This is a genomic window from Nocardioides sp. JCM 18998, from assembly GCF_055391535.1.
This window is the reverse complement of the sequence record NZ_AP043886.1, coordinates 2,136,502-2,157,720: the sequence shown is the minus strand read 5'-3', so window position 1 is coordinate 2,157,720 and position 21,219 is coordinate 2,136,502. Positions and strand designations below refer to the sequence as shown.

At 70.5% G+C, this 21,219-nt stretch carries 17 protein-coding genes; all 17 read right to left on the bottom strand.

Annotated elements, in window-relative coordinates:
* Positions 1–69 precede the first annotated feature (69 nt).
* A complete protein-coding gene (locus tag ACZ5L9_RS10085) occupies positions 70–2,229 on the bottom strand; it encodes a methyl-accepting chemotaxis protein (RefSeq protein WP_464536747.1) in 2,160 nt (719 codons plus the stop codon).
* Positions 2,230–2,395: 166 nt separating this feature from the next.
* Positions 2,396–4,609, bottom strand: a complete 2,214-nt coding sequence (locus tag ACZ5L9_RS10080; RefSeq protein WP_464536745.1) for a methyl-accepting chemotaxis protein — start codon at positions 4,607–4,609, stop codon at positions 2,396–2,398.
* Positions 4,610–4,736: 127 nt separating this feature from the next.
* Positions 4,737–5,477, bottom strand: a complete 741-nt coding sequence (hemQ, locus tag ACZ5L9_RS10075) for a hydrogen peroxide-dependent heme synthase (RefSeq protein WP_464536743.1) — start codon at positions 5,475–5,477, stop codon at positions 4,737–4,739.
* Positions 5,478–5,555: 78 nt separating this feature from the next.
* On the bottom strand, positions 5,556–6,884 hold the full coding sequence (locus tag ACZ5L9_RS10070) for a protoporphyrinogen/coproporphyrinogen oxidase (RefSeq protein ID WP_464536741.1): 1,329 nt from the start codon (positions 6,882–6,884) through the stop codon (positions 5,556–5,558).
* Between the two features lie 96 nt (positions 6,885–6,980).
* A complete protein-coding gene (locus tag ACZ5L9_RS10065) occupies positions 6,981–7,490 on the bottom strand; it encodes a flavin reductase family protein (RefSeq protein WP_464536739.1) in 510 nt (169 codons plus the stop codon).
* On the bottom strand, positions 7,487–7,993 hold the full coding sequence (locus tag ACZ5L9_RS10060) for an NADPH-dependent FMN reductase (RefSeq protein ID WP_464536737.1): 507 nt from the start codon (positions 7,991–7,993) through the stop codon (positions 7,487–7,489). The genes ACZ5L9_RS10065 and ACZ5L9_RS10060 overlap by 4 nt, the downstream gene beginning before the upstream one ends.
* Positions 7,994–8,006: 13 nt before the next feature.
* A complete protein-coding gene (locus ACZ5L9_RS10055) occupies positions 8,007–9,254 on the bottom strand; it encodes a multidrug effflux MFS transporter (protein WP_464536735.1) in 1,248 nt (415 codons plus the stop codon).
* Complete coding sequence (locus ACZ5L9_RS10050; RefSeq protein ID WP_464536733.1) at positions 9,254–10,621, bottom strand: LLM class flavin-dependent oxidoreductase; 1,368 nt, start codon at positions 10,619–10,621, stop codon at positions 9,254–9,256. Before ACZ5L9_RS10050 ends, ACZ5L9_RS10055 begins: the two co-directional genes overlap by 1 nt.
* A gap of 9 nt (positions 10,622–10,630) precedes the next feature.
* Entirely contained in the window at positions 10,631–11,998 is a 1,368-nt protein-coding gene (locus tag ACZ5L9_RS10045) for an LLM class flavin-dependent oxidoreductase (protein WP_464536731.1), read from the bottom strand.
* A 37-nt stretch (positions 11,999–12,035) separates the two neighbouring features.
* Complete coding sequence (locus ACZ5L9_RS10040; RefSeq protein ID WP_464536729.1) at positions 12,036–13,403, bottom strand: LLM class flavin-dependent oxidoreductase; 1,368 nt, start codon at positions 13,401–13,403, stop codon at positions 12,036–12,038.
* A gap of 26 nt (positions 13,404–13,429) precedes the next feature.
* The gene (locus ACZ5L9_RS10035) at positions 13,430–14,791 is read right to left on the bottom strand and encodes an LLM class flavin-dependent oxidoreductase (RefSeq protein ID WP_464536727.1); all 1,362 of its coding nucleotides are present in this window, start codon (positions 14,789–14,791) and stop codon (positions 13,430–13,432) included.
* Between the two features lie 11 nt (positions 14,792–14,802).
* Positions 14,803–15,714, bottom strand: coding sequence for an ABC transporter permease (locus tag ACZ5L9_RS10030; protein ID WP_464536725.1), 912 nt, complete (start codon positions 15,712–15,714; stop codon positions 14,803–14,805).
* The gene (locus ACZ5L9_RS10025; protein WP_464536723.1) at positions 15,707–16,549 is read right to left on the bottom strand and encodes an ABC transporter ATP-binding protein; all 843 of its coding nucleotides are present in this window, start codon (positions 16,547–16,549) and stop codon (positions 15,707–15,709) included. Before ACZ5L9_RS10025 ends, ACZ5L9_RS10030 begins: the two co-directional genes overlap by 8 nt.
* Positions 16,546–17,667 carry an ABC transporter substrate-binding protein gene (locus ACZ5L9_RS10020; protein ID WP_464536721.1) on the bottom strand — a complete coding sequence of 374 codons (1,122 nt, stop codon included), beginning with the start codon at positions 17,665–17,667 and terminating at the stop codon, positions 16,546–16,548. The genes ACZ5L9_RS10025 and ACZ5L9_RS10020 overlap by 4 nt, the downstream gene beginning before the upstream one ends.
* A gap of 128 nt (positions 17,668–17,795) precedes the next feature.
* Positions 17,796–18,887: an ABC transporter substrate-binding protein gene (locus ACZ5L9_RS10015; RefSeq protein WP_464536719.1), complete on the bottom strand. Its 1,092-nt coding sequence runs from the start codon at positions 18,885–18,887 to the stop codon at positions 17,796–17,798.
* A gap of 196 nt (positions 18,888–19,083) precedes the next feature.
* Complete coding sequence (locus ACZ5L9_RS10010; RefSeq protein ID WP_464536717.1) at positions 19,084–19,989, bottom strand: TauD/TfdA dioxygenase family protein; 906 nt, start codon at positions 19,987–19,989, stop codon at positions 19,084–19,086.
* A gap of 194 nt (positions 19,990–20,183) precedes the next feature.
* On the bottom strand, positions 20,184–21,206 hold the full coding sequence (gene hemE, locus ACZ5L9_RS10005; protein ID WP_464536715.1) for a uroporphyrinogen decarboxylase: 1,023 nt from the start codon (positions 21,204–21,206) through the stop codon (positions 20,184–20,186).
* Between the last annotated feature and the right edge of the window lie 13 nt (positions 21,207–21,219).

Here is a 21,219-nt window from a genome sequence, read left to right as displayed (position 1 = left end):
TGACTATCCCTGAGCCACGGACCGCGCCGCTCGCGGTGAGACGAGGCGACGCGGTCCGTGAGGCTCGGCTCAGTAGCGGAACGCGCCGACCAGGCGGTCGAGCGTGGTGGCCATGCCGGCGAGCTCGGTGGCCGCGGAGGCGGTGCCCTGCGCCCCGGCCTGCGCCTGGGTGGTCACCCCGGCGACCTGGGTGATGTCGGCCGCGATGCCGTTGGTGCCGGTCGCCGCCTCGGTCACCGATCGCGCGATCTCGTTCGTGGTCGCGGTCTGCTCCTCGACGGCACTGGCGATGGTGCCGGTGATGTCGTTGATCTGGCCGATGACCGTGGTGATGTGACCGATCGCGTCCACCGCGTTCGAGGTGTCGCCCTGGATCGCGTCGATCCGGGCACCGATCTCCTGCGTCGCCTTCGCCGTCTCGGCGGCGAGCTCCTTGACCTCGTTCGCCACGACGGCGAAGCCCTTGCCCGCGTCGCCGGCCCGAGCGGCCTCGATGGTCGCGTTGAGGGCGAGCAGGTTGGTCTGCTCCGCGATGCTCGTGATGACCTTGATGACCTGGCCGATCTCGGCGCTGGAGGCACCGAGGGAGTCGACCGTCGCCCGCGCACCGTTGGCCACGACGACGGCCTCGGCGGCCACGGTCGAGGCGTCGGTGGCGTTGCGGGCGATCTCGCGGATCGAGGACGACATCTGCTCGGCTGCCGTGGCCACCGCGCTCACGTTCGCGCTGACCTGCTCGGCGGCCGCCGAGACGTTGCCGGCCAGGTCCGAGGCGTGTCCGGTGCCTCGGCTCATGTCGGCCGACACGGCGGTGAGCTCCTCGGCCGCGGCGGCCATCGAGGTCGAGGTCTGGCCGATCTCCGACATGCTGGCGCGCAGCGCGCCGGCCAGACGACGCAGCGCCTCCGACACCTGACCCAGGCCGTCCTCGCCGGAGACCTCCAGCTCACCCGTCAGGTCGCCGGCGGCGAGCTCCTCGGCGTACTCCAGCATGATCGCGACCCGGCGCGCGTCCTCGGTCGCCTTGGCCGCGATCTCCGCGGCACGCGCACGCTCCTCATCGGCGGCGGCCTGCTCACGGGCCCGCTCGGCGTCCGCGAGCTCCTGGGCACGCTCACGCTCCGCGTCCTCAGCGGCACGCTGGGCCTCGAGGCGCTCCCGCTCGATCTGCGCCTCGCGCTCAGCGGCGGCACGCTCGGCGATTGCCCTCTCCTCCTCGGCGCGACGCTCCGCCTCGACCTTCTCGATCTCGGCCCGCCGCTCGGCCTCGGCCCGCTCCTCGCGCTCCAGCTGGGCGGCGGCAGCGGCGATGTCGGCGGCGTCCAGGGACTGCACGACCTCGTCGATCGAGGTGGCGATCGCGCCGATCTCGTCCTGGTTGCGGTGGTTCACCCGCTGGCTGCGATCGCCCGAGGCGATGGCGCGCAGCACCTCGACGACGCGGCTCAGCGGTCCGCTGATCCCGCGCACGATGACGATCGCCACCGCGAGGAAGAGCAGCGCTCCGACCAGCGCGATCACGATCGTCAGCGCTCGCAGGCTGGTCGCGGAGCTCCGGATCTGCGTGTTCCGGTCGACGACCAGCTTGTTGGTGACGTCGTTGATCTCGTTGAACTTCACCTTGAGGTCGTCGCCGATCGCGCTCAGGTCCCCGTCGGGGTCGACCGCGAGTGCCGCCGCCCCGGCCGCGTCACCCGCGTCGATCCGGTCACGGACCTTGCCGAAGGCGGTGACGTAGTCCTGGACCCGGGCCAGCACCGCCTGGAGCTTCGTGTTGACCTGCGGCACGGCCCGGTTGTCGATCGCACTCTGCAGGTGCTTCTCGGTGGCCGCGATGTTGGTGTCGTAGCTGTCCAGCTTCGCCTTGATGAGGTTCGCGTCGGCGTCCTTCATCTGCGCGGCCGTGGTGACGTTCCGAGCATCGCCACGAGCCAGCGCCCAGCTCAGGTAGGCGCTCGCCGTGTCGTTGCTGACCTGGATGGTGCCCGTGTTCTCATCGACGTTCGAGACGACCGGGCCGACCTTGAGCACGCTGATGCTCGACATGAGCGCGAAGACGACGATACCGAGCGCCGTCATCGCCCAGAGGCGCTGCTTGATCGTGATCCGCCGCAGTCGCGAGACCTGCCCGGTGGCACGCTGCCCCGTGGTGTCGCGGTTCGACGGCGGCCGGATCGCTGCGCGGGCGGGCGCGACCTCGGTGTCGTGCTCGGAGGCCAGGATGGCCATCGTTCGTCTCCCAACATGTCGAGTGGTGTCGGAAGACCATCGGTACCTACGTGTTAATAAGTAACAGTTTCTGTATGGATCCTGTGAGGGGATCGTCACCATCGTGAGCCCTGCCCGATCCGCCGCTCGGCCCCAGGTCCCTCGAGCTCGGACCCGGGGCCGTCGCCTAGTACTGGAAGGCGCCGACCAGTTGATCGAGGGCCGCCGCCATACCGGCCAGCTCTCCGGCCGCCGACGAGGTGCCCTGCGCCCCGGCCTGGGCCTGGGTGGTGGCACCCGCAACGCGGGTGATGTCCTCGGCGATGCCGGTCGCACCGCTCGCCGCCTCGGTCACCGAGCGCGCGATCTCGTTCGTGGTCGCGGTCTGCTCCTCCACAGCGGTGGCGATCGTGCCGGTGATGTCGTTGATCTGACCGATCACGCTCGTGATCCGGGTGATCGCCTCCACCGCGCTGGTGGTGTCGCCCTGGATCGCGTCGATCCGCTGGCTGATCTCCTCGGTGGCCTTCGCGGTCTCGGAGGCGAGCTCCTTCACCTCGTTGGCCACCACCGCGAAGCCCTTGCCGGCGTCGCCGGCCCGAGCGGCCTCGATGGTGGCGTTGAGCGCCAGCAGGTTGGTCTGCGAGGCGATCGCGGTGATGACCTTGATGACCTGGCCGATCTCGGCACTCGAGGCGCCCAGCGAGTCCACGGTCGTCCGCGCGTCATCGGCCACCGTGACCGCCTCCGCCGCGACCGTCGAGGCCTCGGCGGCGTTGCGCGCGATCTCCCGGATCGAGGACGACATCTCCTCCACGGCGGTCGCCACCGTCGCGACGTTGGCGCTGACCTGCTCCGCCGAGGCCGAGACGTTGCCGGCCAGGTCGGAGGCGTGGCCGGTGCCGCGGGTCATGTCGGTCGACAACGCGGTGAGCTCCTCGGCGGCAGCCGCCATCGAGGTCGAGGTCTCGCCGATCTGGGTCATGCTGAGGCGCAGCGCGTCGGTCAGCCGGCGCAGCGCCTCGGCCATCTGGCCCACAGCGTCCTCGCCGCTCACCTCGAGCGCCGAGGTGAGATCACCCTCGGCGACCCGCTGCACGTACGCCAGCACGATCGCCACCCGCGCCGCGGTCTCCTCCGCGACGCGCGCGGCCTCCGCGGAGCGAGCCGCCTCGACCTCGGCCGCAGCACGCTCCCGGGCCCGCTCGGCGGCGGCCAGCTCCTGCTCACGCTCCCGCTCGGCGGCCGCGGCGGCCTCCTGGGCCTCGCGACGCTCGCGCTCGATCTGAGCCTCGCGCTCGGCGGCGGCACGCGAGGCGACGGCCCTCTCCTCCGCTGCGCGGCGCTCCGCCTCGGCCTTCGCGCTCGCGGCACGACGCTCCGCCTCGGCGCGCTCCTCGCGCTCGAGCTGCGCCGCGGCAGCCGCGACGTCGGCGGCATCCAGCGACGTGACGACCTCGGCGATGGAGTCGGCGATCGAGCCGATCTCGTCGTGCCGCTCGTAGTCGAGACGCTTGGTGCGATCGCCGGCGGCGATCGCCTGGAGCACGGTGACCACCCGGGTGAGCGGGCGGGTGATGCGCCCCACGACCAGCCAGGCGACGACGAGGAAGATCAGCGCACCGACCACGGCGATGACCGTCATCACGATGCCGAGCGCCGAGGCGGCGTCCTGGACCTCGTGCGCGCGATGGGTCGAGCCGGCGTTGGTCTGCTTCACCAGGGTGGCGAGGTCGTCGCGGACCTGCTTGGTCAGGTCGACCGCGGGGCTGGTGTCGTCGAGGATCTTGGCGAGGGCGTCGTCCGTACGGCCTCCGGTGATGTCGGTCTCCACGCCCGGGAGCAGGTCGTGGAACGCGGAGATGTTGGCGCTGATGTGGCTGATCGCCTGGCGGGTCTCCGGGTCGGCGGCCTTGGCGGCGGCTGCCAGCGCGTCGGTGGCGGCGGTGTAGTCGTCCCCGAAGGCGTCGATCCGCTGCTGGGCGTAGGTGGGTGCGCCGTTGACGTTCCACTGGGTGGCGTTGACGTACGCCTGCAGATCGGCCCGCATCAGCGCGAAGCGGTTGTCGGCCTCGCTGATCTGCGCGGCCACCTCCTGGGTCGCGAGGTTCTCCCGGATGTCGGCCTTGACCGGCGCGAGCCGCAGCACGCTGATCGTCGACATCAGCCCGAAGACGATGATGCCGAGGAAGGTCATCCCCCACAGCCGCTGCTTGACCGAGGTCTTGCGCAGCAGGTCGATCCGACCCTTGCGCGCGGTGCGCGGAGCGCGCGGCTGGCGCGCCCGCCTCGGCTTGCGGGCCTTCCGAGCCCCGCGTCCCTTCCCCGCATCGGCGGGATCGATCGGCTCGAACGGCTCGTCCGGAAGCGCGCCACCGCGCTCGAAGGCCACAACGGCCATGGTTCCCTCCCCAGGGTCCGGCAGGGCCCACCCCCGGAGGGCCCGCTCGTTACGGCAGAACCCTGCCGTAACTCACGTCACAGGTAAAGAGGATCGCGGGGAGGCTTCTCCCGGTGGTGAGCCGAGCTCAGGGGAGCTGGCCCAGCAGCTCCGCGACGTCGATGCGCCGACCGGTGTAGAACGGCACCTCCTCGCGCACGTGGCGGCGGGTCTCCGAGCCGCGCAGGTGACGCATGAGGTCGACGATCCGGGAGAGGTCGTCTGCCTCGAAGGCGAGCATCCACTCGTAGTCGCCGAGGGCGAAGGACGGCACCGTGTTGGCGCGGACGTCGGGATAGTCGCGGGCCATCGCGCCGTGCTCGGCGAGCAGGCGCCGGCGCTCGGCGTCCTCGAGGAGGTACCACTCGTAGGACCGGATGAACGGGTAGACGGCGACGTAGTCGTGGGTGCGCTCGTCGGCGAGGAAGGCCGGCAGGTGCGAGCGGTTGAACTCGGCGGGCCGGTGCAGCGCCATCTGCGACCAGACCGGGGTGAGCCGCTGCCCGAAGCCCGTGCGGCGGATGCGGTGGTAGGCGCTCTGCAGCTTGTCCGAGGACTCGGCGTGCAGCCAGAACATCAGATCGGCGTCGGCGCGCAGGCCGGCGACGTCGTAGAGACCGCGCAGGACGACGTCCTCCTCGGCGAAGGCGGTGAGGAGGGCCTCCAGCTCGGCGATCTCGGTGGCGCGCTCGGCGCCGGCCTGGTCGCCGTCCGCCCCATAGAGGTCGTCGAGCGCGAAGACCGACCACATCGTGTAACGGATCGTGTCGTTGAGCTCGTTGATCTTCGCGGCGTTGGACTTGATGTGGGCCTGCGGATCAATTCCCATTGACGTCCTCACTTCGTTCCGGGCGCCAACGGGGCCCTTGGATCGCGCGGCGTTCGATGATGCCCTCGCTGCGCTCGGTCATGAACCCATGATGCCGGAGTCGATCTCGGCGGCCGCACGGTGGGCCGACCCGATCACGGCCGGGATGCCGACGCCGTCGTACGCGGCCCCGCACACGGCGATGCGCCTGCTCGTACGGGCCACGTCGGCGCGGACCCGCTCGACCAGGTCGAGGTGGCCGACCGCGTACTGCGGCAGCCCGTCGACCCATCGCTGCACGTGGACGTCGGCGGGTGCGGCGGTGAGGCCGGCGATGGTCTCGAGGTCGCGGCGCGAGGCCTCGACGAGCTCGGCGTCGTCGCCGCCGAGCGTCTCCCCCGCGCGCCCCAGCGAGGTGCGCAGGTGGACCAGGCCCTCGGCCCGGCCGGCGTCGCGGACCCAGTCCCACTTGGCGAAGGAGAACGTGGACGCCTTGATCGCCGTCGGCTCGACCGGCGGGACGAGGAAGCCCGAGCGCTCCTCCCCGAGCGTGTCGAGGACGTCGGCGGCGGGGAAGGCGAAGGTGACGACCGCGCTGGTCGCCGACTCGACGCCGCCGAGCAGCGCGGCCGCCTCGGGAGCGGCGTCGCGCAAGAGCCGGGCGGTGGGCCGGGCGGGCGTGGCGAGCACGATCGCCTCCGCGTCGAGCTCGTCGAGGGAGCCGACCGGCGAGGAGAGCCGTACGTCCAGGTCCGCGGCGAGGCGGGCCGGCAGTCCGCCCATCCCGCCGGCGAGGCCGGCGAAGACAGGCGCGCTGGATCTCGCCTGGCCGAGCACGGCCGCCTGTGGGGTGAGGGGCCCCTGGGCGAGCATGGTGAGCAGCTGCGGCACCGCGGCACGGGTCGAGATGCGGCGCGCACGGCCCGCATAGACCCCGCCGAGGAGCGGCTCGACGAGCCGGTCGACGACCTCGTCCCCGTACCGCTGCGCGACCAGGTCGCCGACGGATACGTCGCGTCCGATGGGCGGCACGGGAAGGGTGGCCTCGGCCCGCATCCGGGCGACGCCCTCGTCGCCGAGCACACCCGACGCGGCCAGCTCCTCGACGTCCATCGGGACTCCCATGAGGGAGCGCGGCATCGGCCGCAGCGCGCCATAGGAGAGGATGCGCGAGCCGGCACGGGTGGGATGGACCGTCGTCAGTCCCAGCGCGGCCGCGAGGGCGGTGCCCTCGGGACGGCGGGCGAGCATCGCCTCGGCGCCGACGTCGACCGAGACACCGCCGACCGAGGCCGTCCTGAGCTTGCCACCGAGGTGCTCGGAGGCCTCGTGGACGACGACCTCGTGCCCCGCCTCGACCAGATCCCGGGCGGCGGTGAGACCCGCGACCCCTCCCCCGACCACGATGATCTTCACGTTCTTAACCATGCACGACCGCCCAAGGTGCGCCAAAGCGGTGCCGTCATGACCTCGCGGGGCGGTCTCCGGGTGCGGGTGACCGCCCCACGAGGGGCGTGGAGGGGATCAGCCGGCGAGGCGGCCGAACCCGGAGCGGTGGAAGACCAGGGGCTGGCCGACGCTCTGCTGCAGGGCGTGCAGCTCGAGCAGCACGATGGTGTGGTCACCGGCCTCGACCTCGTTGTAGATCGTGCAGTCGAACTGCGCGAGGCCGTCGGGCAGCGTGACCGCGCCGTCGTCGGAGACGCTCACGGCGACACCGACGAAGCGGTCCGCGGGCTCGCCGGCGAGCTGGCGGCACACAGCGCCGTGGTGCTCGGCCAGGATCGTGACGCCCACGTGCTCGGCCCGGCGCAGGTCGGGCCACGTCTTCGAGGTGCTGGCGATCGAGAACGAGACGAGCGGCGGGTCCAGGCTGACCGAGGTGAACGACGAGGCGGCCAGCCCGACCGGGACCCCGTCGACGATCGCGGCGACTGCGACGACACCGGTCGGGAAGATCCCGAAGGCGTCGCGCAGGGCCCGCGGATCGAGATCCTGGTTGGTGGCGAGGTCGGGAGTGGTCACGGCGGTCATGAGTGTCCGTTCAGTGTGATGGCGAGATAGCCGTCGATCGTGGGCTTGGTGGCGGCGAGCCACTCGGCATAGGAGGCGGGGTCGTCGTGCTGGGCATCGACGACGTAGAGGCCGCGTCCAGGGACGGAGGCGCCGAGCTCGGTGAGGATGGGGCGCAGGGTGAGCTCGGGGGCGAGTGCGTGGGCAGGGCTGCCGCCGAGCATCAGTGGCACGGCGAGTCCCGAGAGTCCGGTGCCTCCGGCGAACCGGTCGAGGAAGAGCTTGAGCAGCCCGGTGTACGCCCCCTTGTAGGTCGGGCTGGCCACGATCACGAGGTCGGCCGCCCCGACCTGCTTGACCAGGTCGGTGACGTTCGCGTCGGCCCAGTCCAGGATCGCCGGGCCGAGGGTGGCCAGGTCGACGACCAGGTCGGGCTCGCCGGTGAGCGCGGCGGCGAGACGGGTGGCGGCCGCGAGGGTGCGGCTGTTCGGCTTCGGGTTGCCGACCACGATGGCTGTTGTCATCTTTCGTTGCTCCTTATCCGAATTGAGCTTCTGTCAGCGGGTTGCGGGCCACCCACCGGCGCCCGATCGCGAAGACCGAGCCGGCGGCGAGGGCGGTCGTGGCCATCACCACGGCGGTCGGCACCGCCGACCCCACTCCCCCGAAGGCGCTCGCCAGCGGTGTCACCGCGGCGCCGAAGCCGAACATGAACAGGCCGAGCACCGCCGAGCCCGCGCCCGGCAGGTCACGCGCCTGCGCCATCGCCAGCCCCATGCAGTTGCCGGTGACGAGGTTGACGCAGAACGCGTTGGCCACCGACGGCACCACGATCAGCGCGGGCCACGGCGACTCGGCGACCAGCGCGAGGGCGACGCAGCAGCCGACCACGCCGGGCAGGGCGAGGGCGGCCGTACGGGCCGGGTGGACCTTGCGCCGCGCGAGCCGGCCCGAGAACAGGCCGGCGGTGATCATCGCGACGGCGTTGGCCGCGAAGACCAGGCCGTAGCCGATCGGCGAGAAGCCGAGGACCTCCTGGTAGATGAAGGACGACCCTGCGAGGTAGGCCATCATCACCGCGACCGAGAGCCCGAGGGTGACCCCGTAGGAGAGGTACGCCGGCCGGGCCAGGACGCGACCCAGGTCGCCGTACCGGACACGTGTGGTGCGACGCACCGCGGGCAGCGTCTCCGGCACCCAGCGCACGCTCACCACCAGCTGGGCGGCGACCACGACGGCGAAGACGGCCAGCACCCCGCGCCAGGGCAGAAAGGTCGCCATCAGGCCGCCGAGTGTCGGGGCGATGACGGGCACCACGCCGAGGATGGTCATCATCAGGGTCAGGGCCCTCACCCCGGCGTAGCCGTGGGCCCGGTCGGCGATCATCGCGCGGGCGATCACCATCCCGGATCCGGCCGAGAGCGCCTGGACCAGCCGGCCACCGATCAGGACCTCGATCGTAGGGGCCAGCGCGACCAGGACCGAGGAGGCCACCGTGATCGTGTTGCTGAGGATCAGCGGACCGCGCCGACCGTACCGCTCCGAGATCGGACCCCAGATCGGCTGACCGATCGAGATCCCGACCAGGTAGGCGGTCAGGGTCAGCTGCACCATCGTCGGCGTGGTCGCCAGGTCCCGTTGGATGGCCGGGAAGCTGGCGAGGTAGAGGTCGATGGCGAGTGGTGAGGCGGCCGCGATGAAGGCCAGCAGGATCAGGAGGCGGAGCCCCACCTCCGACTCCCGATCCTGACCGGCCTCGACGCGCGCCGGGGCGGTGAGGGCCATCAGACGGCCGCAGCCCCGGCGCGGGAGAACTGGTTGGCCGGCCGCGGCAGGCCGTAGTGCTCGCGCAGGGTGCGGCCCTCGTACTCCTCGCGGAACAGGCCCTTGGCCCGCAGCAGCGGGACGACCTGCTCGATGAAGGTCGCCAGCCCGGACGGCAGCGCCGCGCCCATCACGTTGAAGCCGTCGGCCCCGCCGTGGTGGAACCAGCACTCGATCACGTCGACCACCTGCTCGGGTGTGCCGACCACGACGTTGTGGCCGCGCCCGCCGCCGAGGCGGCCGAGGATCTGGCGGACGGTGAGGCTCTCGCGGACAGCGAGCTCGATGATGAGGTTCGCGCGGGAGTCGAAGCCCTCACGCGAGGTCCGGCCGGTGATCGCCGGCGAGAGCGGCGCGTCAAGCTCGAGCTGCGACTCAGGCACCTCGAGCACGTTCGAGAGCATCCGCAGCCCGAACGCCGGGATGCGCAGGTCGTCGAGCTGCTGGGCCAGGGCGATCGCCTCGCGCTCCGTCGAGCCGATGATCGGCACGATGCCCGGCAGGACGACGACGTGATCCGGGTCGCGGCCGGCGGCCACCGCCCGCGCCTTGATGTCGCCGTAGAAGCCCTGGGCGGCCTCGAGGGTCTGGTGGGCCACGAAGATCGCCTCGGCGTACCGGGCGGCGAACGCCTTGCCCTCCTCGGAGGCACCCGCCTGCACGAGCAGCGGATAGCCCTGCGGCGGACGTGGGACGTTGAGCGGACCGGCGACCCGGAAGTGCTCGCCCACGTGGTCGATCGCGCGCAGCTGGGCCGGATCGCCCCAGCGGCCGCCGGCCTTGTCGCCGAGGAAGTGGTCGTCGCCCCACGAGTCCCACAGCTTGAGCGCGACCTCGAGGAACTCCTCGGCCCGCTCGTAGCGGGTGCTGTGGAGCGGGCGACCGGCCAGGCCGAAGTTGGCGGCCTCCTGCTCGGTCGCCGAGGTGACGATGTTCCACCCGACCCGCCCACCGCTGACGTGGTCGACCGAGGCGAACTTCCGCGCCAGGTTGTACGGGTCGTTGTACGTGGTCGAGGCCGTCGCGATGAGGCCGATCCGCTCGGTGGCACCGGCGAGCGCGGTGAGCAGCGTCAGCGGCTCGAGCTGGCCCGGGGTGCGGAACTCACCCGTGCCCTGGGCGACCGGGCCGTCGGCGAGGAAGAGCGAGTCGAACCTCGCCGACTCGGCGAGCTGCGCCAGCCGGACGTAGTGCCCGAGGTCGAAGCTCGCGCCCGGGTCGGCCTCCGGCAGCCGCCAGGCGGCCTCGTGGTGACCGGCCTCCATCAGGAAGGCGTTGAGGTGGAGCCGGCGCCCCGCGTTGCTGGTCGGGCTGTGCGTCGTGGTCACGGTTGCACCTCACGCCGTCGCCGCGGCGGCGGCGCCCGCGGAGTAGATCGACTCGGGACGCGGCAGGCCGTAGTGCTCGCGCAGCGTGCTGCCGGTGTACTCGGTGCGGAAGATACCGCGGTCCTGCAGGATCGGCACCACCTTCTCGGCGAAGGCATCGAGCAGCTGCGGATAGAGCGGCGGCATCACGTTGAAGCCGTCGGCCGCGCCCTGCTGGAACCACTCGGTGATGATGTCCGCCACCTGCAGCGGCGTGCCGGCCACGACGTTGTGGCCGCGCCCGCCGGCGAGGCGGTGGAGCAGCTCGCGCAGGGTCGGCTGGTCGCGCTCGACGATGTTCGCGACGACCTGGAGCCGGGAGCGGTTGTTGTCGAGCACGTTGCCGGCGGTGCCGAAGAGCGAGGCCGGCACCTTCTCGTCCAGGTCGAGGCCGGCGAGCGAGACACCGGCGAGACTCTCCAGCTGCGCCCGGCCGTAGGCGGGCACGGTGAGGGAGTTGACGTACTCCTGCAGCTCGCGGGCCTCGGTCTCGGTGTCGCCGAGGAAGGGGCTGATGCCGGGAAGCACCTTGACGTGGTCGGGGTTGCGGCCCAGGCTCACGGCACGCTGCTTGATGTCGGCGTAGAACGCCTGGGCGTCCTCGATGGTCTGGTGCGCGGTGAAGATCGCCTCGGCGTTGCGGGCGGCGAAGGCGCGCCCCTCGTTGGAGGAGCCGGCCTGGACGTAGACCGGGCGGCCCTGGGCGCTGCGCGGGGCCGCGAGGGCGCCCTCGACCTGGTAGTGCCGGCCGACGTGCTCGATCGCATGCACCTTGTCCGGGTCGAAGTAGACCCCCGACTCGCGGTCGGCGAGGATCGCGTCGTCCTCCCAGCTGTCCCACAGCTTGGTGACCACGTCGACGAACTCCTGGGCCCGGGCATAGCGCTCCTCGGCCGTCGGGATCTCCTGGAGGCTGAAGTTGCGCGCCACCGCGTCCGACTGGGTGGTGACGATGTTCCACCCGGCGCGGCCACCCGAGATGATGTCGAGCGAGGAGAACAGCCGGGCCAGGTTGTACGGCTCGTAGAAGGTGGTCGACGCGGTCGCGATCAGGCCGATCCGCTCGGTGCGGGCGGCGATCGCCGATAGCCGCGTGATCGGCTCGAGGTGGGCCGCCGGACGGTAGGCGGTGGCCGACCACAGGCCGGGCACGTCGGCGAAGAAGATGCCGTCGAGCTTGGCGGCCTCGGCGCGCTGGGCCAGCTCGACGTAGAAGTCGATGTCGAGGGCGCGCTCCACCGACGACTCCGGGTGCCGCCATGAGGCCTCGTGGTGACCGGTGTCGTGCAGGAAGGCGTTGAGCGAGAGCGTGCGAGGCTGCTGGGGCTGTGCGGACATGGGAATGCTCCTGGTGGGTGTCGGAGAGGGCACGCGCTCAGGCCGGGACCGACGCGGGGGCGTCGGCGGCGTAGACCGAGGCGGGGCGCGGGAGGCCGTAGTGCTCGCGCAGGGTGCTGCCGGTGTACTCGGTGCGGAAGAGGCCTCGGTCCTGCAGGATCGGGACGACCTTCTCGGTGAAGGCGTCGAGCAGCTGCGGGTAGAGCGGCGGCATCACGTTGAAGCCGTCGGCAGCGCCCTGCTCGAACCAGGTCTGGATGGTGTCCGCGATCTGGGCCGGGGTGCCGTGCACGACGTTGTGGCCACGGCCGCCCGCCAGGCGGTGCAGGAGCTCGCGCAGCGTCGGACTCTCGCGTGCGACCAGGTTGGCGACCACCTGCTTGCGGCTGCGGTCGTTGTCGAGCACGTTGCCGGCGCTGCCGAAGATCTCGGCCGGCACCTTCTCGTCGAGCTCGAGGTGGCGCAGTGAGACACCGGCCACCTTCTCCAGCTGGCCCAGGCCGAAGGCCGGGACGGTCAGGGAGTTGAAGTAGTCGTACAGCTCCTTGGCGTCCTTCTCGGTGTCACCGATGAACGGGCTGATGCCCGGCAGCACGAGCACGTGGTCGGGGTTGCGGCCGAGGCCACGGGCCCTGGCCTTGATGTCGGCGTAGAACGCCTGGGCGTCCCCGAGCGTCTGGTGCGCGGTGAAGATCGCCTCCGCGTTGCGGGCGGCGAAGGCCCGGCCGTCGTTGGAGGAGCCGGCCTGGACGTAGACCGGGCGTCCCTGCGGCGTACGCGGGGCGTTGAGCGGGCCGCGCACCGTGAGGTGCTTCCCGGCATGGTCGATCGGGTGCACCTTGGTGGTGTCCACGTACACCCCGGACTCCCGGTCGGCGACGACGGCGTCGTCCTCCCAGCTGTCCCAGAGACCCGTGACGGTGTCGATGAACTCCTGGGCACGCTCGTAGCGGGCCTCGGTCGGCAGCACGCCGTCCTGACCGAAGTTGCGCGCAGCGTCCGCTGAGAACGTGGTGACGATGTTCCAGCCGGCGCGTCCTCCCGAGATCCGGTCGAGGCTGGCGAAGAGCCGGGCCAGGTTGTACGGCTCGTAGTAGGACGTCGAGGCCGTCGAGATGAGACCGAGCCGGTCGGTCACCGCCGCGAGCGCGGTGAGCAGGGTGATCGGCTCGAACTGGTTGCTGGGCCGGTGGGCGCTGCCGTACCAGGCCGGCCCGTCGGCCAGGAAGACGGCGTCGAGCTTGGCGGCCTCGGCCTTCTTGGCGATCTCCTGGTACCAGGAGATGTCGTCGATGCGCTCCAGGCCGCTGTCGGGGTGGCGCCAGGAGGCCTCGTGGTGGCCGGTGTCGTGCAGGAACGCATTGAGGCTGAGCTTGCGCTCGGGGTGCGAGGCGTTGGTGGTCATGGTTGACCCCTTTCTCGAGGTACGGATCAGCCGGCGATGGTCTGCGGCCGCCGGGTGCGTGCACCGCTCACGGGGACGGGGAGCCCGTAGTGCTCGCGCAGGGTCGAGCCGGTGTACTCGGCGCGGAACAGGTCGCGCTTCTGCAGGATCGGGACGACCTGCTCGACGAACGTCTCCAGGGCCGAGGGAAAGACCGGAGCCATGATGTTGAAGCCGTCGGCGGCGCCGTTCTCGAACCAGACCTGGATGTCGTCGGCGAGCTGCTCGGGGGTGCCGGTGAACGTGCGGTGTCCCCGGCCCCCGCCGAGCTTCCAGAGGAGCTCGCGGACCGTGAGGTCGTCCTTGCGGGCGAAGTCGACGACGAGCTCGTAGCGGGCCTTGTTGCCCTCGATCTCGTCGGCCGATCGGATGTTCGACGGGAGCGGCGCGTCCAGGTCGATCTGCTCGACGGGGATGCCGATGTCGGCGGAGAGCTGGGCGAGCGGGTGGTCGAGGACCATCAGCTCGTCGAGCTCGCGCTCCTTGCGACGCGCCTCCTCCTCGGTCGAGCCCAGGATCGGTACGACGCCCGGCAGGATCTTGATGTGATCGGGACTGCGCCCCGCGTCCCGGGTGGCGGCCTTGAGCTGGCTGTAGAAGCCCTGACCGAGCTCGAGGGTCCGCTGGGCGGTGAAGACAGCCTCCGCGTAGCGGGCGGCGAGCGACATCCCGGGCACGGAGCTACCGGCCTGGATGATGACCGGGTGTCCCTGCTCGGACCGACCGACGTTCAGCGGCCCGGCGACCTGGAAGTGCTCTCCCCGGTGGTCGAGCCGGCGGACCTTGCTCGGATCGGTGTGCACGCCCGAGGCCTTGTTGCCGAGCTCGGCGTCGTCCTCCCAGCCGTCCCACAGCCCCAGCACCACGTCGAGGTACTCGTTCGCCCGGGCGTAGCGCTCGGCGTGGGTCGGCGGCTCGGCGTAGTTGAAGTTGGCACTCGCCTCGAGGCTGGCCGTGGTCACCACGTTCCAGCCGGCGCGGCCGTGGCTGAGCTTGTCGAGGGTCGCGAACCGACGAGCGGTGTTGAAGGGCTCGTCGTAGGTCGTGGTGGCGGTGGCGATCAGCCCGACCTTCGAGGTGGCCTGGGCCATCGCCGAGAGCAGGAGCGTGGGCTCCAGCGTCTGTGCCGGTCGCCGGGCGACCGACTCGGGCCCCGCCCACAGCCCGGGGCTGTCGGCGAAGAAGACGGAGTCGAGCTTGCCGCGCTCGGCGAGCTGGGCCAGCTCGACCCAGTGGTCCACGTCGGTCCCGACGAACGGGTCCGACTCCGGGAGCCGCCAGGCCGACTCGTGATGCCCGTTGGACATCAGGAAGGCGTTGAGGACGAGGTGCCGTGGAGCGTCAGTCATCGCAGGACCTTTCAGGCGCGCCAGCGCGAGAAGCGGCGCTCGAGTGCGACCAGGGCGTAGTTGATCAGCACGCCCAGCACGGTGGTGGTGAGGATCGCGGCGTACATCTTCGGGATCAGGAAGTTCTGGTTCGAGTAGTTGATGAGGAAGCCCAGGCCCGCCGTGGCACCGATCATCTCGGCGGCGATGAGGACGAGGATCGCGGCGGCACCGGAGATCCGGATGCCGGTGAAGATCGTCGGTATCGCGGCCGGGAAGACCACCTTGCGGAAGGTCGCGATCGGGCTCAGCCCCAGCACCTTGGCCGAGCGCAGGAGCTGCGGATCGACGGTGGCGACGCCGGTGATGGTGGAGAGCAGGATCGGGAAGAAGCAGGCGTAGAGGACGATGGCGATCTTCGAGGTCTCGCCGATCCCGAAGATCAGGGTGAAGACCGGCAGGATCGCCAGCGCGGCGGTGTTGCGGAAGATCTCGAGGATCGGGGTGAGGAACTCCCGGATCGGGCGGTACCACGCGATCGCGGCACCCAGCGGGATCGCGATCGCGATCGCGGCGAAGAAGCCGGCCGCGGACCTGATCAGGCTCGCTCGGATGTGCTTCTCCAGCTCGCCGTCCTTCATCATGTCCCACCAGGTCTGGGCGACCACGTGGAACGGCGGGATGAAGTAGTCGTTGACCAGGCCGGCCCGCGGCGCGATCTCCCACACCGCGAGGAAGGCGATCACGCCGAGCAGGCCACGGCTGAGCGTCACGGCCCGCGTCCGTCGGGGCGAGGCGCCCTTCGCCTTGACGGACTCCTCCTGGCGCGGGTTGGGCCGCGCCTCGGTCTTCTCGGCGAGCAGGCCAGCGCCCTGCAGACGCTGCCTCCCTCGCTCGCGGCCGGCGTCCGAGATCGTTGCTCGCTCACTCAGTCGACTAGACATGGCTGAGCTCCTTCTGGTCGGCGGCGCCCTCGGCGACCGGGGCGCTGAGGTTCTGTTCGCGCAGCAGCGACCAGATGTGGTGGCGGTAGTCGGCGAACTCGCGGGTCGCGCGGATGTCGCGCTCGCCGGCGGCGTCGCGGTCGAGCTCGATCGAGACGATCTCGCGGATGCGGCCCGGGCGGGCGCTCATCACCGCGACCCGCTGGCCCAGGAAGACCGCCTCCTCGATGTCGTGGGTGATGAAGACGATCGTGGTTCCGGTGCGCTCCCAGATCCGGACGAGCTCCTCCTGGAGGTGCTCGCGGGTCTGGGCGTCGAGAGCACCGAACGGCTCGTCCATGAGCAGCACCTGCGGCTCGTACGAGAGCGAGCGGGCGATCGCGACGCGCTGCTTCATGCCGCCGGAGAGCTCGTGCGGGAAGCGCTGGGCGAACTCGCTCAGGCCGACCAGGTCGAGGTACTTCCTGGCGCGCTCGGCGCGCTCCTTCTTCGACAGCCCGCCCTTGGCCTCCAGCGCGAACTCGACGTTGGCCTGGGCGGTGCGCCACGGCAGCAGGGTGTACTGCTGGAAGACGACGCTGCGGTCCAGGCCGGGCCCGGTGATCGGCTTCCCGTCGGCCGAGAGCTGGCCGCCGGTCGGCTTGGCCAGCCCCGCGATCAGGTCGAGCACGGTGGACTTGCCGCAGCCCGACGGGCCCACGACGGTGAGGAACTCGCCGGCGGCGACCTCCAGGTTCAGAGACTCCAGCGCGACGAACTCGCGCAGCTGCTTGTCGTCGTTGCCGCGGACCCAGAAGGTCTGACCGACGTTGTCGAGAGTGATGCGGCTGCTCATGAGGCACCTCCGGTAGTGGTAGCTGTGGCGGCGGGCGCGACGCTGCCCGTGGAATCCGGGCTCGTGGTGGCGGCGCCCGTGCCGTTGGCGTACGGGTTGAGCTCGTTGGTGTAGACGTCGGACGGCTTGACCGAGCCCGGCTTGATGTCGCCGTGACTCGCGAGCCAGTCGGTCCAGCGGGCGATGTCCTGGTCGTCGATCGTCGGCGTGGGCGAGAGACCGAGCGTGCCGGGGTAGTTGGCCTTGATCGCTTCCTCGTAGTCGGCGAAGCCGTGCTTCTCCAGGTAGGGGAAGAGGACGGCGTAGACCTGGTCCGAGGTGTGGGTCTCGATGAAGTTGATGGCGTGGGCGATACCGGCCACCAGCTCCTTGGCGGTGTCGGGGTTGTCCTTGATGAAGTCGTCGCGCATGGTGAAGGCGCCGCCGGTGTACGGCCCTCCGACGACGTCGACATCGGTCGTGAGGGTGGTGAGCTTCACGGCCTGCTGGGCCGTCTTGTAGCCCAGGAACGAGAGCACGGCCGCGTCGACCTGGCCCTTGGCCAGCGCCTCCGGCGTGTTCAGGGGCGGAAGCGGGACGAGGGTGACCTTCTTGATCTCGTCCTCGCTCAGGCCCTGCTGCTGGAACCAGGTGTCGAGGACCGCCTCGTAGTTGGCGCCGAGCGTGTTGACCGCGACCTTCTTGCCGATCAGGTCGCGCGCGGACGTGATCGAGGATCCCTCCGGCACGACGACCTTCTCGCCGGTCTTGTCGTTGGAGCCGTAGCTGGGGACGACGGCCTTGATCTTCGCGCCGGACGAGACCAGCTGTGCGATGGCACCGTAGAACGCCGAGCCGCCGATGTCGGTCTGGTTCGAGACCAACGCCTGAAGGGCCTGGGGACCGCCGGTGATGTCGCCGACGCGCTTGAGTGTGAGGCCCTTCAGGTCGCCCAGGGCGTCCGCGACCAGGAGCGAGTCGACGCCGCCGGCATACGACTGGTAGCGGATCGTCGTGACCTCCTTGCCGTCGGCGCCGGCGGCCTCGCTGCTGGCACACGCGGTGGCGCTCCCGACCAGGGCGAGGGAAGCGGCCAGTCCGGCGGCGAGCTTCACGCGGGCTCGGGTGGTGCGGGTCATCGATACTCCTGAGATCGGCGGGCAATCCATAGTTGGTCCCGTTTGTTTATTACTTCAATAGACTTTAACGACAGGGCGATGCCGAGGCGTGAAGGTCTCAGATGGTGGGCGTGTCACCCAGCACGGGCTCAGCCGGCGGAGGACGGGCTCGCGCTCGCCGACGCGGCGCCGGAGGCAGCCTCACCGTTGGCGTACGGGTTGAGCTCGTTGGTGTAGATGTCCGCCGGCGTGACCTTGTCGGCCGGGATGTCACCGCGACCCACGAGCCAGTCGGTCCAGCGCGAGATGTCGCTGTCCTTGATCACCGGCTCGGCGGCGACGCCGAGCGAGCCCGGGTAGTTGGCCTTGATGGCGTCCTCGTAGTCGGCGTAGCCATGCTTCTCCAGGTACGGGAAGAGGACCGCGTAGATCTCCTCAGGGGTGTGGCTCTGGATGAAGTTCACCGCGTGCGCGACCCCGGCCACGAGCTCCCGGGACGTGTCCGGGTTGTCGTCGATGAAGTCGTCGCGCATCGAGAAGCCACCCCCCTCGTAGGGGCCGCCGACGACGTCGGTGTCCTTGACCAGCGCCCGGGTCTTGACGGCTTCGTTGGTGATCTGGACCCCCTTGGTGCTGAGGTAGGCCGCGTCGATCTGACCCTTGGCGAGCGCCTCGGGGGTGTTGAGCGGCGGCAGGACGACGAGGGTGACCTTCTTGATGTCGTCATCACTGAGCCCCTGCTGCTGGAACCATGTGTCGAGGACCGCCTCCGCGTTCGCGCCCAGGGTGTTGACCGCGATCTTCTTGCCGATGAGGTCGCGGGCGGACTTGATAGAGGAGTCGTCCGGGACGATCAGGCTCTGGAAGACGGTGTCGTCCGACCCGTAGGTCGGAACGACGGCCTTGATCTTCGCGCCGGTGGCCACGAGCTGGGCGATCGCGCCGTAGAACGCGCTCGCGGCGATGTCGGTCTGGTTGGACGCGAGAGCCTGCAGCGCCTGCGGACCCCCGGTGACGTCGCCGACGCGCTTGAGGGTGAGCCCCTTGAGGTCGCCCAGCGCGTCCGCGACCAGCAGCGGGTCCACCGCGCCGGCGCTGGACTGGTAGCGGACGGTGGTCGTCTCCTTGCCGCCGGCGCCGGCCGCCTCACTGCTGGCGCAGGCGCTGGCGCTCCCGACCAGGGCGAGGGAGGCGAGAAGGCCGGCGGTCAGCTTCACGCGGGCTCGAACGGTGCGGGTCATCGGTTGCTCCTGAGGTTCGTGGACGACATTGTCTTTGTCCATTTTGTTGAGTAGTTCAGTAGACATTAGAGACAAACGACGGCGACCGGGCGGATGTCTCACATGTTGGGCGTGTCGCTCGCCACGTGGATGCGTCGCCCAGCCGTGACGCGACCCGCCGCGGGCACCAGGGGCCGGCGGCGGGTCGCGTCACGGATCAGGCGGCGACCGTCTCGTTCGACGGGGTGTAGTGGCTGGCGTCGCCCTTGAGGACCGCGGAACGCTCGCCGGAGACCGCGACCGGAACCGTGCCGGAGACGGTCACCCGGGAGAGCTTGCGCGGCGCGTCGTCATAGTTGTCGATCGCGTAGTGCTGGGTGATCCGGTTGTCGAAGGCGACCAGCTGGCCGGGCCGCCACTGCACGCGCAGGATGTGCTCCGGCCTGGTGACGTGCGACTGCAGGATCCGGATGAGGTCACGCGAGTCGTTGCTGTTGAGGCTCTCGATGCGGCGGGCGAAGCCACCGATGAACAGGCCCCTCTCCCCCGACTCGGGGTGCACCCGCACCACCGGGTGCCGGGTCTCGAACTCGAGGGACTCGAAGACGTCGCGGTAGCTCTGCGCCTTCTCCGACAGATCACGATCGGCGGCGACGTCGGCGTAGTCGTACTGGTTGGAGTGCACCGCCCACAGCGTGTCGGCCAGCGCGCGCAGCGGCCGAGGAAGGCTGCGGTAGGCGGCGGCCGTGTCCGCGATCAGGGTCTCGCCACCGTACGGCGGCAGCGTGATCGCCCGCAGGGTGGTGATCGACGGCGGGTTGTGGACGAACGTGACGTCGGTGTGCCACTCGTTGGCCTTCGACGACATCGAGTCGACGTCGAGGATGTTGATCGTCGGGTCGCCCGGCACGGTCGGGTGCGAGGTGGTGATGGCGCCGAAGCGGCCGGCGAACCGCTCCTGACCCTCGGCGGTCAGGCCGGGCGCGTCGAAGACCAGCGCCTTGTGCGCGATCAGCCCCGTGCGGAGCTCCTGGAGGTCGGCATCGGAGAAGTCGGCGGCGATGTCGATGCCGGCGACACGAGCGCCGATGGTGGCGCTCAGCTTGGCGAAGGAGATGCTCATGGGTGTTCACTCGTTTCCACGGTTCGCGGCCCATCAACAGCGCCGCACCCGCGTGTTGATAAAGACGATTGATTTACTCGACTTTCATCACGCTCCCATGGCCCTTCGACCTCGTCAAGCACTCTGCTCCGCTCACAGCGAAATGACAGACAGCCCGCCGGCAGGGCCGACGGGCTGAGGTCTGAGGGGGTGCGTCAGATCGGGTAGGCCTGCACGAACTCCGCGAGCTTCTTGAGCTGATCGGGGTTGGTCGAGGGGATGACGCCGTGGCCGAGGTTGAAGATGTGGCCCTTGGCCCGCCTGCCCGCCTCGATGATGTCGCCGGCGCGCTGCAGCATCACGCCGGTCGGCGCGAAGACGAGGGTCGGATCGAGATTGCCCTGGACCCCGCGCTCGGGGCCGATCCTGTCGATGCCGTACTCCAGGGGCGTGCGCCAGTCGACGCCGACGACGTCGGCTCCGGCCTCGCCCATCTGGTCGAGCAGCATCGAGCTGTTGACGCCGAAGTGGATCCGCGGGACGCCGAGCGCGCCCGCACGGGCGAGCACGGCCGAGGAGTAGGGGCGGACGTACGTCGCGTAGTCGGCGGGGTTGACCGCGCCGGCCCAGGAGTCGAAGAGCTGTACGGCCGAGGCGCCGGCCGCGACCTGCACCTCGAGGAACGTCGCCGAGATGCCCGCGATCTTGCGCATCAGCGCGTCCCACACGTCCGGGGCGCCGAACATGAGCGCCTTGGTCTTGGCGTACTCCTTCGACGGACCACCCTCGACCAGGTAGGACGCGACGGTGAACGGCGCGCCGGCGAAGCCGATCAGCGGGGTGCCGCCGAGCTCGCGGGTGAGGTTCTGCACCGCCTCGGTGATGAACGGGATGTGCTCCGGGGTCAGGTCGGGGATCGCCTCGACGTCGGCGAGCGTGCGCACCGGATCGGCGAAGACGGGTCCGACACCCGGCTTGATCTCGAGGTCGAGGCCGAGGGGCTTGAGCGGCAGCACGATGTCGGAGTAGAAGATCGCCGCGTCGACGCCGTACCGGCGGATCGGCTGGAGGGTGATCTCGGTGATCATGTCCGCGTTCATGCACGAGTCGAGCATGGGGACGCCCTCGCGGACCTTGAGGTACTCGGGCAGCGCCCGCCCGGCCTGGCGCATGAACCACACCGGCGTGTGCTGTGGCTTCTCACCGCGGGCCGCCTTGAGGAAGGCGGAGTCGGCCAAACGAGGATCAGCC